Below are 15,280 nucleotides of genomic sequence, written 5' to 3' on the forward strand. Positions count from 1 at the left end.
TACCACTTCATGTCGGTTCGGACCGGCCTCCGCGGCTCATCGAGTGCTTGAGCAAACTACATGAACGAACGGGCGCAGTTGGGAAGCGCATGCAGCGCGCTGGATGGCGGGAAGTGGGTCTCGTCCGCCTCAAAGCCGCCGAGCGGCTGCCGCCCAATGCCAGTCTCGTGATCCTCGTAAGAGCCGCCCGGAGGCGGCCCTTGGGCAGCAAGCAGGGTCAGGATCGTCGTTCGCCTACATCGATCCGATTGCCATCCGGGTCGGCGAAAACGAAGGCACGTTGTCCGTAAGCCTTGTCGGCAAGACCCTTTATGATCCGCACACCTTCAACCTCACAGATGGCATAGAGCGCCGCCACGTCGCTGACGAACATATGCATGACATTGACGGTTGAGGCTTTGTGGTCTGGCTTTTGGCTCAAATGGATTTCGGCGCGATCCTTTTCCATTACCATGAAGCCAACCGGATCGCCGTTTTCAAACACCTTCCGGAAGCCCAGCACACGCGCATAAAAATCCTGCGCGGCCTGAATGTCGCGGACACAGATGCCAGGCGCAACACGGCCGAAGCTGATCTCGGCCACAGCGGAGTCCGCCATCGTCTCTTCCTTGTCGGGCAGGGGCGGCGGTGCGCGTGCCGGTTATGGAGCGGTGTCCGAGCCGTTTTGCTGCTTTGTCTGCCGGAACATGTCAACAGAGAGGATGGCCGCGCCGCGATGCCACTAGGTCGCACCATTCAACTGCCGAATTTGCATGCCCGAAACCAGGCATTTGCCGACATGAACGAATGGCGGGAGTTGGGAAGGTAAATAACGGTGTGAATAGCCGCATCTGGGTCCGGGTCGACGCCGAGGGTCGGTCGCGCTAGCCTCAGCCTCATGCTCTCAACCGTCTGTCGATCTGCTAACCTTACCCTCAACGATGATGGAGCCCAGCTGTTCGCGCAAGCTCTGGACGAAGCGGCGTGCGATCGCCTCGAGACTGCCTTGGCCGCGCTGCCGACCAGCAGGCCGGGTGTGCGGATAGGGGAGGGGCGGCAACTGCAGCCCTTCCTCAATGACGCCGGACCGGTCGGCGCGATCGCGACGTCGGTGCTCGGGGAACAGGCTCGCCCTGTACGTGCGATCCTGTTCGACAAAACCGCGGAGCGGAACTGGGCGCTCGGCTGGCACCAGGACCGCACGATCGTGGTTGAGAAGCGTATCGACACGGACGGGTACGGGCCGTGGACGGTTAAGTCCGGGCTGATCCAGGTGGAGCCGCCGTTTGAGATCATTGAGCGCATGGTGACGCTGCGCATACACTTGGATGCGGTTGACGAGCGCAACGCCCCCTTACGCATCGTGCCCGGCTCGCACCGGCTGGGCCGCCTGCCCGAAGCCGAGATCGGGCGTGTGGTGACGTCCTTCGGCGAGCGTCTCTGCCTTGCCGAACGGGGTGATGTTTGGCTCTACGCCACATCGATCGTTCACGGCTCGCTTGCAGCCGATCCGCCGCGACGGCGCCGCGTCCTCCAGATCGACTTCTCGGCTGACGCGGCCCCAGGTCCGCTCGCCTGGCGCGGCATGTAGGCGCCAGGGTTGAGGCATCCCCGCACTCGCACGGTGCTGTTCGTGTGCAGCCAGAACAGGCTGCGCAGCCCCACCGCCGAGCAGGTGTTCTCGCGCCGGGAGGACTTGGAGGTGGACTCTGCCGCACTAATCACGACGCCGACAACCCGCTCACGGCCGAGATGGTCGCGTCGGCCGACGTGATCTTCGTCATGGAGAAGGCGCACCGCAGCAAGCTGCAGCGGCGCTTTCGGGCGGCACTGGGGGGCAAGCGCGTGGTCTGTCTTGATATACCTGACGAATACGACTTCATGCAGCCTGAACTCGTCCGGCTATTAAAAACCAAGGTGAGCCGCCACCTGCCTGCGGCGCCAGTGACGCAAAAGCCGAAGGCTTGATCGACCGGTTCGACATGCCGAGCGAGTTCCTGCGTCATTCAGATTAACGAATGGCCGAAATTGGGAAATGAGCCAGGGAGACTGAACGGCCGGAAATGGGTCACCCAGACATATCTGGCTCGTCGTCGAGCCTAGACGTAGCGGCCAGACAAAGTGGCCAAGCGGCGTTGATCACGGTATCTACGGAGTGAATATAGTTGTTAGCTCCCCAGTCCAACGCGATATGGAGAAGACCGCCCTCAATTCCACGCCGTAATAAGGGGTCCCCACGCCAATGGCCGTTCTGATCTGAGGCCAGCGCAGCGAACAGGGGGGACGACAGATCATGCATGGACTGGCGGATCGCATCGTCGATTTCAGGCGACACCCCGACAATCTCGATCAGAAACACCCGCGCGGCCGCCGGATGCGCGCGCAGGGCGGCATAATAGGCGCCTAGCATCCGCCGGACGCGATGCTTGGCAGATTTGCCCGGTTCGTCGGCTTCAACTATTTGGGTGAGGAGCGCCTGGATGACTTCGTTGAAAGCCGCCAGCAGTAGTTCCTCGCCATTCGCAAAGCTTTCGTAGAAATAACGCTCGGTCAGGCCGGCCTCTCGGCAGATCGCCCGGACACCGGTACCGTGGAACCCTTGCGTTCCGTAGAGGCGCACACCTGCCGCGATCAGCATTTCGCGTCGTTCGGCCCGGCGCGCATCAAGCGATCTGCCGGTCCAGCGTTTTACAGTCGTTGTCGTCATGCTCCTTCCATAGTCCAATTGACAATGACAACCAGCATTGTCACTTATATGCCGCGAGGATGAGCGGAGACGGATATGGAGCGACTTGACGTTCTGATCGTAGGGGCGGGACTGTCCGGCATCGACGCCGCTTATTGGATCTCGAAGGGCAAAGCGCATCGTCGCTGGGCGATCTTCGAAGCGCGTGATGCGATCGGCGGCACTTGGGATCTGTTCCGCTACCCCGGCCTGAGATCTGACTCAGACATGGCGACGCTGGGGTTCCCGTTTCGGCCATGGACGGGCGACCGCTCGATCGCTGCCGGCGCCGACATCCGCGACTATATCCGCGACACTGCCGCCGAGTACGGCATAGATCGGGGCATCCGCCTGAAGCATCGCGTTACCGCAGCCGACTGGTCGTCGGCGGACGCTGTATGGACGGTGACGTACGAAGCGGCGGGCGACGTGCGGCAGGTTGCCTGCCGGTTCCTGTTCTTGTGTTCAGGCTATTACGATTATGCCGCCGGACATGCGCCGACGTGGCCGGGTATGGCGACGTTTGCGGGACAGATCGTTCATCCGCAATTCTGGCCCAACGCGCTCACCATCGCAGATCGCCGCATCGTCGTGATCGGATCTGGTGCAACCGCGGTTACGCTGGTGCCGGCGCTTGCAGAAATGGGGGCCGCGCACGTCACCATGGTACAGCGGTCGCCGACATATATCGTCTCGCGCCCGTCGCGAGACATGCATGCGCAAACGATGCGACGTTGGCTGCCCGCACGCGCGGCGGGGGCGGCAATCCGCTGGAAGAATATCCTCTACGGCAGCTTCGTCTACACGATGGCGCGTCGCAAGCCGCATGTGGTGAAGCTGAAGATCGCGCAGCATCAGCGCGCGATGCTGGGTCCCGATTTCGACATAGAGACGCATCTGACACCACGCTACGATCCCTGGGATCAGCGGCTGTGCCTGGTGCCGGATGGGGATCTGTTCAAGGTGCTCCGCAAGGGGCAAGCGTCGATCGTGACCGACGAGGTCGCGGCGTTCGAACCGGGCGGCCTGCGCCTCGCGTCGGGCGGGGTGGTGGAGGCGGACATCGTCGTCACCGCCACCGGCTTGAAGGTGCAGCTCATGGGAGGGGCGCGGATCACGGTCGATGGCGAGGTCGTCGATCCGGGACGTCGGCTGCTCTATAAGGGCGCGATGCTGGACGGAGTGCCGAACCTTGCCTTCGCGATCGGTTATACCAATGCATCATGGACGCTGAAGTGCGACCTGACCTCGCAGTTCGTCCGCCGTTTACTGGACCATATGGCGGCGCGCGGTGCGACGAGCGTGGTACCAGTTGCGCCCGCAGCGCCAACCGACGAGCCGCCGATCCTCGACCTGACTTCCGGTTACGTCCAGCGTGCCGCCGCGCTGCTTCCGCGCCAGGGCGCTCGTGCGCCCTGGCGGGTGCAGCAGAACTACGTGCAAGATCTTTGGGCGCTGCGCACGGGGCAAATGGACGATGGCGTGTTGCGCTTTAGCTATGCGCGAACGACGCCAACGGGGGTGGCGGTATGAGCGCTCGACTGATGCTGGACGGCAAGGTAGCGGTCGTCACCGGTGCGGCAAGCGGGATCGGGCGTGCGATCGCGCGATCAATGGCGGCTCGGGGCTGCGATGTTGCCATCGCAGATATCAATGAGGCCGGCCTTGCCGAAACTGCGGGGCTGATCGGCGATGCCGTTCGCGTGACCTGCCATCGGGTCGACGTGGCAGATCGGAGCGCCGTCGCGCGCTTTCCCGACGAGGTCGCGGCAGCGCATGGCGTGGTCGATGTCGTAATCAATAACGCCGGCGTAGCGTTGGCAGGGACGTTTGCCCAGTTGACCGAGGCGGAGTTCGACTGGCTGCTTGAAATCAATCTTCAGGGTGTGGTGCGGATGACCCGGGCGTTCCTGCCTGTGCTCGAGCGGCGGCCGCAGGCGCAGATCGTCAACCTGTCGAGCCTGTTCGGCCTGATCGCACCCCCGGGTCAAAGCGCCTATGCTGCAGCAAAATTCGCGGTACGCGGATTTTCGGAGGCGCTGCGCCATGAATTGGAGGCGGCGGGGTCGCCGGTCGGGGTGAGCGTCGTTCATCCCGGTGGCGTGCGGACCGGCATCGCGACGAATGCCCGTGCGGCCGCGGCGGTAGATGCGGTCGAGGCCGCCAGGCAACAGGCGCATTTCCAGAAGGTGTTGCGCCTCGATGCAGATCAGGCGGGAGAGATCATCGTGCGCGGTATCGAACGGCGCCAGCCACGTATTCTGGTCGGGCAGGATGCCAAATTGGTCGCCGTGATCGAACGTCCTATGCCGGTGGGCTATTGGCACATCATTGGTCGCCGTCGCGGTTGATCCAGCGTCAGCCCCTTGGCGACGGCAGCAGCTCCTCCAGCGTGCCGTTGGGGGCCGCTCGCTCCAGCAGCGACGCGAGCAAGTCTACCGACTCCTGCATTGCCTGGGGATCATCGATGAACTCGCGCCCCAGTGACATCCCGCGCATCGCCCAGACGACTAGGCGGATCGCCGAATTATCAACGACGGTGGTTCCGAGCCGGTCGCGGAATGCCTTTGCTGCCAGCTCTTCAATCGCGCTTTGCACGGGCTTGATGAGCGTCGCCAAATCGGGGTCGCTGCGCGAGGCGACGAAGATCTCGAGGACCGCCATGCCCGATGGCCGCGACAACACCTCCCAGGAAATGCGCGGCCAATCCGAAACGCGCGATCCGATCTGCCGCTCGCGTTGCAGTTCTCGATAGGCGACCACCTCTGCGTCAAAGACCCAACGCACCACCTCGGCGATGAAAGCGGCGCGGGACGCGAAATGATGGGTTATTGCGCCGCGGCTAATCCCAGCCTCGTCGGCAATGATCGCGTTGCTGGCGCGCGTGTATCCTAGCCGGCTGATCGCGCGCACTGCTGCCTCGAAGAGCGCCGCGCGGGTTTCCGCCGTTCGCTGTTCCTGCGTCCGCCGCTTAGGCCTCGTTTCGCTCATCATCATCGTCTCATTTCATAAAAGCATGAGCCGGTCACGCTGCACGAGACAAGGCCTTACGTATCAGAAGCGCCACTCGAATGCGCCACCGATCCGGCGGAAGGCATTGTCAGGCAAAGTCTGTACATATTGTCCGGCGGAGAAGTTGCCGGGGAAGATGGCAGCGGCGTAGCGCTTGTCGAACAGGTTCCGGACGAACACACTGAAGCGGGCGTGATCGCCGATGTCGGCGATACCGATCGTCCCGTTGACCAGTGAATAGCCCGACTGGATCGTATTGGGATCGTTGACGGCGTAGAAGAAGCGGCTGCGATACCGCCAGTCGGCGGTCACAAAGACCTTCAGGTCGTTTCCGATCGGCTGATCGATGTTGGCGGCGAGGCTTGTTGTCCACTTCGAGGCGCCGACCAGTGGCGTGCCCGCGGCATTGAAACTGGGGCCAGCGAGTGTGCAGCCTTGCGCGGCGGTCTGTCCGGAGAAGCAGGCGACGTTATAATTGCCGTATTGCGCGTCAAGATAGGTGATGCCGCCGTTGAAGCTGATGCCGCGCGCGGGTCGGACGATCGCCTCCGCCTCGACGCCGCGGGTCTTCAGTTCGCTCGCATTGCCGGTGCGGAACGAGCCCAGGCCGCCATTCAGCGTAGGGTCAAAGACTTGCGCTTGAAAATCGCGAAAGTTGTTAATGAAGCCGGCGACGTTGAGGCTCAGCTTGCGGTCGAGCAGGTCGAATTTCCCGCCGATCTCGTAAGCGTCGACCTTTTCCGGGTCGACGTTGAATGCGACCCCTGCCGCAGAGCTGATTGCCGGCCCCTTATAGCCGCGCGTGTAGGTGGCGTAGAGATTGGCCGTTGGCGCTATCGCATATTCGATGCCCGCGCGCCCAGAGAAGCCGTTGGCGTTGCGACCCGCCAAAATGGGCGCGGCGAGGGCGCCGATGCAGCGCCGGCCGCCGCTGAGCAGGAAGGTGACGAGGTTACACACGCCCGGTACCGCGGTGACGGTGGTCGTCGAGTCGATCTCGTCGCGCGTGTAGCGACCGCCGGCAATCAGACGGAGCTGCGAGGTCAGGTTGAAGGTCAGCTGCGCGAAGCCGGCATAGCTTTTAGTCGTGTAGTTGAAGTTCGATTGCCCATTGACCGGCGACAGGCGCACGGGGAAGCTGGCGGGGAAAACGCCGAACGTACCATCCTGCAAAATCTGCGCGTCGATATGCTGGCGGAAGAAATAAAGGCCTGCGGTATAGTCGACGAATCCATGGCCCGCATTGAAGAGGCGGAGCTCCTCCGACAGCTGATAAGACTGCGAATTGGCGATGTTGGTGTCGAAGAAAGGCACCGGCGTCTGATCGACATCGTTGTTCGCACGCGCCTTCAGGTTTCGATAGGCGGTGACCGACGTGATCGCCACTGGACCCGCATCGTAATTGACCGACAGCTGCGCGCCGGAGCTCTTCTCGTCGCGCACGACGTTGGTGCTGCCGATCGCGGTCTTGTTGTTTGTAGGGGAGGCGACGACGCCTAGCGCAGTGTTCTGCGCGAAGACGAAATTGGCAGGCGCCAGCGGGCGGAACGCGGCGGGAATTGGCGTCGGGTCGTTGCCGCCGAATTTGCGGATCGTCGAATAGGCTTCGATCCCGCTGTTGTTCTGGTTGTCGACGATCGCGTAAAGAGTCAGTCGGTCGGTCGGCTTCCACAGCAATTTGCCGGTGCCAAACCAGCGCCGCACTGGGTCGAGCCGGCCAGGGCCGACCAATTGCGTCGAGGGCTTCTGATACTGATATCCGCCGACAACGCGCAACGCCATGGTATCGCCGATCGGCACGTTCACCACTGCCTGTGACTGAACCTGGTCGCGACTGCCGGCCTGCACGCGGCCGCTGCTGCTCCACGTGCCGAGCTCTGGCCGCGCGGTGGTGATCGAAATGAGGCCGGCGGTGGTGTTCTTTCCAAACAGCAGCCCCTGCGGCCCGCGCAGCACCTCGACGCGCTCGACATCCGCCAGCGAATTGAGCGGGACGTAGCGCGGTAGCGTGATGTTGACGTCGTCGACGGCGATACCGACCGCGGACTCGATGCCATAGTCGAAAGAGTTGGTGCCGACGCCGCGGATCGCGAAATTAGGCACGCCAGGGGTGGCGGTGAAGTTGAGGCTAGGGGCGCGCTGCGTGATGTCGGCCAGCTGGTTCGCACCGGTTTCGCGCAGCGATTGGCCGTTGACGACGGTGATTGCGATGGGGACGTCGCGCAGGTTTTCCGTGCGGCGCTGTGCGGTGACGACGATGTCGCCGTCGGCAGAGCTCGCGTCGGCCTGCGGAGTCGTAGCCTGGGCATCGGTCGCCGGAGCGGTCTGTGCCTGCGCACTACCGGCCCATGCCAGCACGCTCGAACCAATCAGCAGTGCCAATCCACGCATCGTCTTTTCCTCACCCAATTCGCGGTCCGTGCCGCTTGACAACAAGCATTGTCTGTCTGAAACATACTGTCAAGCGCGTATGCAAGTTACCGCGCGATCGGGAGTAAGCATGATGACATTTCGGTACACCCGCGCAGTGGCGCTTGCCGTCCTGCTGGGCTCCGCCGGATCGGCAGGCGCGCAAACCGCCCGGTCCCCGCAAACCAGCGAAGCGAACGCCGATCGACGTGCATCCGAAACCGAACGACGCATGCAGCCCGATGAACGGACGGTGCTGACCCGCGGCCTGTGGGCAATCCCGCTGATCCCGAACGTGACGATACCAGCCGAGGCAGTGCTGGGCGCGGGCTATGTCACCGGCATCCCGCGGCTCGACGTGCCGGCACTGGTTGAAACCGATGCGAGCCTGGGCGTGTCGTACATCGCGGGACTGCGCAAGGACGGCGCGACGGCATTGCCGTCGGCGACGGCGATGGGGTCTACGTGGAACCCCGGTCTGATCCGTCGTGGCGGTGCGATGATCGCGGGCGAGGCGCGTGCGAAGGGCTTCAACGTTCTGCTGGGCGGCGGGATTAACCTGATGCGCGATCCGCGCAACGGGCGGACGTTCGAATATTTCGGTGAGGATCCGCTGCATTCCGGCGTGCTGGGCGGCGCAGCGATCGACGGCGTGCAGTCTCAGCACGTCCTTTCCACGGTCAAGCATTTCGCCCTCAACGCGCAGGAGACCGGGCGGCATGCGGTGGACGGCAGGATCGCCGACGATGCCTTTCGCATGAGCGACCTGCTCGCCTTCGAGATCGCGATTGACCAGGGTAAGCCCGGAGCGGTCATGTGCGCCTACAACCGCGTTGAGGGCGCGCCGGCGTGCGGCAGCGACTATCTGCTCAACCGCGTGCTGAAGCGGGATTGGCGCTATCCCGGCTTCGTGATGTCGGACTGGGGCGCCGTCGGCGCCACCGATTTCGCGCTCGCCGGACTCGACCAGCAGTCGGGTGCGCAAATCGACAAGCAGGTGTTCTTCGGCGCGCCGCTGGCGGCCGCCGCGGCGCGCGATCCCGCCTACGCCGGTCGCGTCGCCGACATGAACAGGCGCATCCTGCGCTCGATTTATGCGATCGGCCTGGATGCCAACCCGCCGGTGAAGGCGCCGATCGATTTTGCCGCAAACGCCGCGATCGCCCGTGCGGTCGAGGACGAGGGCATCGTGCTGCTGCGCAACCGGAACGCGCTGTTGCCGCTGTCGAAGGACGTGGGCTCGATCGTGGTGATCGGTGGCTATGCCGATGCGGGCGTTCTGTCAGGCGGCGGATCGACGCAGGTCCAGCCCGTCGGAGGGCCGGCGGTATCATTGCCGATGGGCGGCGAAGGCCCCCTCGCCAAATACAACAACCAGACCTTCCACGGCACCGCGCCGCTCGCAGCGATCCGTGCGCTGGCGCCCAAGGCGAAGGTGACGTTCGTCGATGGGCGTTATCCTGCTGAGGCCGCCGCGGTCGCGCGCCGCGCCGACGTCGCCATCGTCTTCGCAACGCAGTGGATGAGCGAGGGTGCCGACGTGCCCGATCTGTCGCTGCCTGGGGGGCAGGACACGACGATCGCCGTGGTCGCCGCTGCCAATCCCAAGACGATCGTCGTGCTAGAAACCGGCGGCCCGGTGTTGATGCCCTGGCTCGAGCGGACGGGGGCAGTGCTCGAGGCGTGGTATGGCGGCGCGAAGGGCGGCGATGCGATCGCGGCGACGCTGTTCGGCGACGTGAACCCGTCGGGTCGGTTGCCGGTAACGTTCCCGGCCTCGATCGAGCAGCTGCCGCGGCCGGCGCTACCTTATGCGGGGATGATCGACCGCGATTTCGCCGCCGGGTTAGCGGCGGGCAAGAGCTATCCGATCGATTACAACATCGAGGGCGCGGACGTCGGCTATCGCTGGTTCGCACGCAAGGGGGCGGTGCCGCTGTTCCCGTTCGGGTTTGGCCTCGGCTATACGACCTTCGAGCACGGCGCGGTGAAGATCGTCGGTGGTGCGAACCCCCGAGCAACCGCCACGATCCGCAATACGGGGACGCGCGCAGGCAGCGACGTGGCCCAGCTCTACCTCGTTTCCACGCCCGCCGGACGTACGCTGCGCCTCGCCGGGTTTGCCAAGGTGGCTGTCGAGTCAGGCGCGATCGCAACCGCAACCATCCCCATCGAACTGCGCCTGCTCGCCGATAATAAGGGCGGCCGCTGGAGCATGCCCGCGGGAACCTATCGCTTCGCGCTTGGCCGGTCCGCCACAGATCTCGGCCCTGCCGTCACCGTGACCTTTCCAGCGCGTCAGTGGCGCTAACCCTCCTTAGCAAAGGATTATCCGATGTCGCGTCACCGCATCGTCAGCGCTTTGGTCGCGCTCGTTTGTCCGATGTCCGCCTCTGCGCAGGGCATTCCGGTCGCGCCGATGGCGACACCGGCGCAGTCCGGCGCTATTCCGCTCGGCACCGGCGGGGTGCCCGGCATGCCGGCGGAAAGCTGGTTCACGCTCGCCGGCCGTCCGACCGTGCGCAACGTGTCGACCGCGACGCTGCTGCCCGTTCTGCCCGCCAAGGACAAGGCGACGGGCGCCGCGGTCGTTATCGCGCCTGGTGGCGGCTTCGTGATGGAATCGATGGAAGCGGAAGCGATGAAGCCCGCGCGCTGGTTCGCGGATCACGGTATCGCCGCTTTCGTCCTCAAATATCGTCTGGATCCCACGCCCGCGGCGATGGAGGCGTTCAAGCAGGCGGCACTCGCCCGTTTCGCGGCCGCCGCTATGGCGGGCGCGAAAGGGGGGGCGGACATCCCCGCGCCCGCGCCGGCACTCGCCGATGCACAGGCGGCGATGGGACTGGTGCGAACCCGCGCCGCGCAATGGGGCATCGACCCCAAGCGCGTCGCGTATGTTGGCTTTTCGGCGGGAGCGATCATGGGCGTGGATCTGGTAAGGGCCGCTGCCCCCGGGACGGCTCCAGACCTGTTCGCCGCCATCTATCCCTCCATGGCGCCGACCACCGTATCCCCGAACGCACCGCCGCTGTTCGTTGCGGTGGCGAGCGACGACGAGCTTTTCGGCAAGCAGGGCTACGGCCTGCCCGACAGCTGGCGCCGTGCCGGACGCCCGGTCGAGTTGCACGTCTACGAACATGGCGGCCACGGCTTCGGCTTCGACGGCAAGGCCGGCACGACCAGCGTCGGCTGGAACCAGGCGCTGCTCGGCTGGCTCGGCGCGCACGGCTGGCTCACGAAACAATAGGAACGGCCCGGAGAGGCTGGCTGAGAGGATAACTCCCTGACAAGGAGACGGGACAATGCGTTGGTCATTGATAGGTGCGTTGATTGCGGTGGCCATGATCCGGCCGGTCACAGCGGCGACGTACCAGCCGAACGGGCCGATTGAGCGGCGCTACGCCGCGGATGGTCCATGGGCGACGACAACCACCGTGTCGAACAGTGCGTGCGACCGTGAGGGCAACGTCTGCGACATCTGGTATCCATCAACTCTAGGCATCAATCCGTTAAGGCGGATGGCGGACAGGTTCCGCCACCCCGTCATCGTCTTTGCCCATGGGACCGCCGACATCGTGCCCGCTGACAAGAACGGATCGACCTTGGCGCGCTGCCGCAGGTAATGCGGGGTTCGATCTTCTATGTCGGCGGTGATGCGGACGTCATCTCCAGCCTGCCGCTATGAGCCGTGGGAGCCCATTCCGCGTTCCCGGCCCCAGATGACGGCGCCGCTGCGCCGGCTCACCCCCAATTTGGAGTAGATCCTCGCGACGTGGTTGCGCACGGTGTTGCGCGACAGGCTCAGGCGCTCGGCAATGGCGCTATCGTCCAGATCGTCGCAGATCAGGCCGAGCACCTCCCGCTCGCGGGGGCTAAGATCTTCGGCGGGGGATTGCGTCTGTGGGCGGCGGAGGGTGGCGAGCTTGTCGAGGATAGATCGGCTCAACCAGCTCGTATCCTGCATCACCTCGTCGATGGCTCTGGCCAGTTCGAGTTCGTCGCGGCGGCGCTCGGTCACGTCCTGATAGAGCCACAGCACGCAATCCGTGCCATCGACGTTGATGGATTCGCCCGAAACGAGGCAGTCGATCAATTCGCCCGCGCGTGACCGCAGACGCGCTTCGTAGTGCCGCAACGTGCCGTGTTCCGCCACGAGCCGGTCCGCTGCGTGATAGGCGTCGTGCACGTCCCATACGCCCTGGCCATCCGTCGTCGGCGCGATCAGCTCTGCGCTGTCATATCCCGTCAGTGCCCGGAACGCCGCGTTGACGCGGATGATCGACCGGTCGGCGCCTTGCGTGACCGCCATGGCGACGGGGGCCATCTCGAACACGGTCAGAAGATGTCGTTCGCTGGCGGCGAGCGCCTGTTCCGCCTCGCGTCGCGGCTGAAGGTCGGCGAAGGTGAGCAGCAGCGCGTCCTCTTGCGTGACGTCGATCGGTTGGCCGGCGAACAAGACCAGCCGCCGCGATCCGTCCGCCGTGAGCAATTCGGCTTCGGCCTGGGGTACGACCCGTCCCTCCTCGATCAACGCCCTGACCTCTTTTGCGCCCGCGAGGCCGTCGAGAAGCTCCAGGCCGAACAGCGCCTTGCCCCTAAGGTCGTCATCCCTGAACCCTGTCAGCGACTGGAATCCCTGATTGGCCCGCATCACGCGCAGATCGGACAGGCGCACGACCAGCGCCGGTGCCGGGTTCGCCTGGAACATCGCCTTGAACCGCGCTTCGGCATCGAATCGTGCGGAGACATCGCAGAGAACGAGCGCAAGATAGTCCGGCTCTCCCCCATCCACATCCATCGTGACATCGCGAACCTGATGCACCCAGCGCACCTCGTCTTCGCCGGCCGGCATCACCTCGACGATTTCGTCCGGAAAGCTTTCCCCGGCGAGCAGCCGGAACAGCGGATACTCGCGGCGCTTGAGCCGCCGGCCAGTGCCGGAGCGGAGCGTGAAGCGTTCGGCATAGCCCTCGGCGGTCGCACCCAGATCTTCGAGCTTTTCGATCCCGTGCATGCGCAGTGCCGCGGCGTTGGCACTCAGGATCACGCCGGTGGCATCGAGCAGGATCACGCCGTCCAGCAATTGCGCCATAAGCTGTTTGAGGTGGCGGAACGTCGGCGAGGATGCGGGTGAAGCCATGGTCTTACAAGCGCTCGGGCAGCGTCGACGTTCCCGATCGGCACTAGTCCGATTAGTGCTGGCGCACCAATAGCCCCGGCCTGCGATCTGGTGCCGATCTGAACATCATCGTGCCGTCGCCCGTTGAGCGACCACGAAATCATGATGTGAAGGAACCACCATGGGACTGATTGTACTTCTTATCGTCGGCGGATTGATCGGCTGGGTGGCGAGCATGATCATGCGCACCGACGGCCAGCAGGGGATATTCCTCAACATCGTCGTCGGCATCGTCGGCGCCATGCTCGCGGGCTTCCTGATTACGCCGCTGATCGGCGGCGCACCGATCACCAGCGGCGTGATCAGCATCCAGTCCGTGGTGGTGTCGCTGTTGGGCGCGGTGGTGCTGCTGGCGATCATCAATCTCTTTCGCCGCGGCGCGGTGCGCTGAGCGACAGCCCGGCCGTGCGTCCCGCCCGAAAGGGGCGGGCGACACGGTCGGGCCGACGCCCGTGCGGAACCGTCGATCGGTCCCCCGAACGCGGGCCGGTCGCAGACCCCGCATGAAGACCACAACATCAACCCAGGAGAGTTTATGGTTCGATATCTGGTGGCCGCCTCGGCCGTCGCCCTGTTCGCCAGCGCCGCGCCGGCGCAGACCCAGGCCGGCTCCCATAACCCGGCGGTAAAGAACGGCGCGCCGCATAGCGTCGCAGCGCCTGCCAAGGGCGCCAATTCGTTTACTGAGGATCAGGCGCGCGGTCGCTTTGCGAAAGCGGGCTACAAGCTCGCTTCGAAGCTGACCAAGCAGAATGGCCTTTGGCAGGGTGCGGCGACGAAGGGCGGAAAGCAGCTCACGTTGATGCTGGACTACAAGGGCAACATCACGACGCGCTGACCGAATTGATGAGGAGAGATGTTATGTCACAGACCGTTACGCGCCTGTTTGACCATTATGCGGATGCCACTGCCGCAGTCCGCGATCTGGAGCAACTCGGGATTGCGCACGATGATCTGAGCATCGTTGCCAGCAACGCCGACGGGCATCATGGCGACCATGCCACGCATGATGATGAGGGAGTCAACGATCACGGCGATGTCAGCCGCGGCGCATCGACCGGCGCGATGCTGGGTGGCGCGGGCGGTCTGCTCGCAGGCCTTGGGCTTCTCGCCATCCCGGGGCTCGGGCCGATCGTCGCTGCCGGTTGGCTTGCGGCAACGGCCGCCGGAGCCGGCATCGGCGCGGCGGGTGGCGCGGCGACGGGCACCATCGTCGGCGCGCTCAAGGACGCCGGGCATGACGAGAACGACGCTCACGTCTATGCCGAGGGGGTTCGTCGCGGCGGTTCGCTGGTCAGCGCCAAAGTGCCGGACGCGCTGGTCGGCGAAGCCGAAGCCGTGCTCGACCGGAACGGCTCGGTGACGGCAGCGACTCGCGGCGCCAGCTATCGCGAGAACGGTTGGAACTCGTTCGACCCGGATGCTCCTGCCTATACGCTCGATCAGGTGCGCGAGGAGCGTACCCGCTACGCGCAGCCGGCGCGCTTCTGAATACGGCTGTCGGCTCCCGTCGAAAGGCGGGGGCGGACAGTAACCCGCGAGGCGCTGTGGTCACTCGTCACGATCAGGCGGATCGTACTCGTCAGCGGGCACATCTGACAGCTTGAATGAGATCGCCGTGCCCGGCTGCTCAGCCTGTTCGACCGAGCGCCGTTCACTGTAATTAAGCTGAACCGCGAAGCTTGAGGCGGGAATGCTCTTCAAGTTCGACGACCTCAAAGTCGAAACGCCTCCATCCGTGCCGCTTCGCCGCTTCTTCCAGTAAAGCCTTCTTGCTGGCCGCCTCCTTTGCGGAGGCTGTGTGACCCCAGAACACCTCGGTCCTGCCATTGTGAAGATGCGCGACGATGCGCCAGTAATGGGTGAAAGGCGCAGCCGTGGGGCCGATCGTCTTTACATAGCCGTCGGCCATCGTCGCGGTCAGGTAGCGCTTCTTCCTAGCCATTGCCGCGGGATAGCGCAGTGGCGGCGAA

General features: G+C 64.4%; 17 protein-coding genes. 11 read left to right on the forward strand and 6 right to left on the reverse strand.

The window, feature by feature from the left end; translation table 11 throughout:
- Nucleotides 1-217: 217 nt before the first annotated feature.
- Entirely contained in the window at nt 218-598 is a 381-nt protein-coding gene (locus MC45_RS00325) for a glyoxalase superfamily protein (protein ID WP_038658204.1), read from the reverse strand.
- A gap of 279 nt (nt 599-877) precedes the next feature.
- On the opposite strand from MC45_RS00325, the gene MC45_RS00330 reads away from it, so the two are divergent.
- The 3 genes from MC45_RS00330 (at nt 878) to MC45_RS19990 (ending at nt 1,947) form a co-directional block, all read left to right on the forward strand.
- A complete protein-coding gene (locus tag MC45_RS00330; protein ID WP_038658207.1) occupies nt 878-1,570 on the forward strand; it encodes a phytanoyl-CoA dioxygenase family protein in 693 nt (230 codons plus the stop codon).
- 84 nt (nt 1,571-1,654) lie between these two features.
- On the forward strand, nt 1,655-1,753 hold the full coding sequence (locus MC45_RS19985) for a hypothetical protein (protein ID WP_342667023.1): 99 nt from the start codon (nt 1,655-1,657) through the stop codon (nt 1,751-1,753).
- On the forward strand, nt 1,732-1,947 hold the full coding sequence (locus tag MC45_RS19990; protein WP_342667000.1) for a hypothetical protein: 216 nt from the start codon (nt 1,732-1,734) through the stop codon (nt 1,945-1,947). Before MC45_RS19985 ends, MC45_RS19990 begins: the two co-directional genes overlap by 22 nt.
- Before the next feature lie 100 nt (nt 1,948-2,047).
- Here the strand turns inward: MC45_RS19990 and MC45_RS00340 are convergent, their stop codons facing one another.
- On the reverse strand, nt 2,048-2,686 hold the full coding sequence (locus MC45_RS00340) for a TetR/AcrR family transcriptional regulator (RefSeq protein WP_038658210.1): 639 nt from the start codon (nt 2,684-2,686) through the stop codon (nt 2,048-2,050).
- A 75-nt stretch (nt 2,687-2,761) separates the two neighbouring features.
- On the opposite strand from MC45_RS00340, the gene MC45_RS00345 reads away from it, so the two are divergent.
- Nucleotides 2,762-4,237 carry a flavin-containing monooxygenase gene (locus MC45_RS00345; RefSeq protein ID WP_038658214.1) on the forward strand — a complete coding sequence of 492 codons (1,476 nt, stop codon included), beginning with the start codon at nt 2,762-2,764 and terminating at the stop codon, nt 4,235-4,237.
- An 11-nt stretch (nt 4,238-4,248) separates the two neighbouring features.
- Nucleotides 4,249-5,055: an SDR family NAD(P)-dependent oxidoreductase gene (locus MC45_RS00350; protein ID WP_218916681.1), complete on the forward strand. Its 807-nt coding sequence runs from the start codon at nt 4,249-4,251 to the stop codon at nt 5,053-5,055.
- Between the two features lie 7 nt (nt 5,056-5,062).
- On the opposite strand, the gene MC45_RS00355 is transcribed toward MC45_RS00350, so the two are convergent.
- Together MC45_RS00355 and MC45_RS00360 are read right to left on the reverse strand one after the other, a co-directional pair.
- Nucleotides 5,063-5,701, reverse strand: a complete 639-nt coding sequence (locus MC45_RS00355; RefSeq protein WP_052075427.1) for a TetR/AcrR family transcriptional regulator — start codon at nt 5,699-5,701, stop codon at nt 5,063-5,065.
- A 57-nt stretch (nt 5,702-5,758) separates the two neighbouring features.
- Nucleotides 5,759-8,107 carry a TonB-dependent receptor gene (locus MC45_RS00360; RefSeq protein ID WP_156143727.1) on the reverse strand — a complete coding sequence of 783 codons (2,349 nt, stop codon included), beginning with the start codon at nt 8,105-8,107 and terminating at the stop codon, nt 5,759-5,761.
- 136 nt (nt 8,108-8,243) lie between these two features.
- Here MC45_RS00360 and MC45_RS00365 point away from each other — a divergent pair, with 136 nt between their 5' ends.
- From MC45_RS00365 to MC45_RS19105, 3 genes are read left to right on the forward strand one after another with little or no spacing between them, the layout of a single operon-like run.
- Nucleotides 8,244-10,436 (forward strand): beta-glucosidase family protein, encoded by a 2,193-nt coding sequence (locus MC45_RS00365; protein ID WP_245640784.1) that lies wholly within the window; start codon nt 8,244-8,246, stop codon nt 10,434-10,436.
- A 24-nt stretch (nt 10,437-10,460) separates the two neighbouring features.
- Complete coding sequence (locus tag MC45_RS00370) at nt 10,461-11,375, forward strand: alpha/beta hydrolase (RefSeq protein WP_038658224.1); 915 nt, start codon at nt 10,461-10,463, stop codon at nt 11,373-11,375.
- A gap of 55 nt (nt 11,376-11,430) precedes the next feature.
- Nucleotides 11,431-11,751 carry a hypothetical protein gene (locus MC45_RS19105; RefSeq protein ID WP_156143728.1) on the forward strand — a complete coding sequence of 107 codons (321 nt, stop codon included), beginning with the start codon at nt 11,431-11,433 and terminating at the stop codon, nt 11,749-11,751.
- A 56-nt stretch (nt 11,752-11,807) separates the two neighbouring features.
- On the opposite strand, the gene MC45_RS00375 is transcribed toward MC45_RS19105, so the two are convergent.
- Nucleotides 11,808-13,268, reverse strand: a complete 1,461-nt coding sequence (locus MC45_RS00375; protein WP_038658227.1) for a helix-turn-helix transcriptional regulator — start codon at nt 13,266-13,268, stop codon at nt 11,808-11,810.
- 160 nt (nt 13,269-13,428) lie between these two features.
- On the opposite strand from MC45_RS00375, the gene MC45_RS00380 reads away from it, so the two are divergent.
- The 3 genes from MC45_RS00380 (at nt 13,429) to MC45_RS00390 (ending at nt 14,798) form a co-directional block, all read left to right on the forward strand.
- Nucleotides 13,429-13,698 carry a GlsB/YeaQ/YmgE family stress response membrane protein gene (locus MC45_RS00380; protein ID WP_038658230.1) on the forward strand — a complete coding sequence of 90 codons (270 nt, stop codon included), beginning with the start codon at nt 13,429-13,431 and terminating at the stop codon, nt 13,696-13,698.
- Nucleotides 13,699-13,842: 144 nt separating this feature from the next.
- Nucleotides 13,843-14,145, forward strand: a complete 303-nt coding sequence (locus tag MC45_RS00385; protein WP_038658233.1) for a hypothetical protein — start codon at nt 13,843-13,845, stop codon at nt 14,143-14,145.
- Between the two features lie 23 nt (nt 14,146-14,168).
- The gene (locus MC45_RS00390) at nt 14,169-14,798 is read left to right on the forward strand and encodes a hypothetical protein (protein WP_038658235.1); all 630 of its coding nucleotides are present in this window, start codon (nt 14,169-14,171) and stop codon (nt 14,796-14,798) included.
- Nucleotides 14,799-14,970: 172 nt separating this feature from the next.
- Here the strand turns inward: MC45_RS00390 and MC45_RS00395 are convergent, their stop codons facing one another.
- Entirely contained in the window at nt 14,971-15,252 is a 282-nt protein-coding gene (locus MC45_RS00395) for a hypothetical protein (RefSeq protein WP_038658237.1), read from the reverse strand.
- Nucleotides 15,253-15,280 lie beyond the last annotated feature (28 nt).

Origin of the sequence: Sphingomonas taxi (assembly GCF_000764535.1) — a bacterium.
In the GTDB taxonomy this organism is placed as follows: Bacteria; Pseudomonadota; Alphaproteobacteria; order Sphingomonadales; family Sphingomonadaceae; genus Sphingomonas; species Sphingomonas taxi.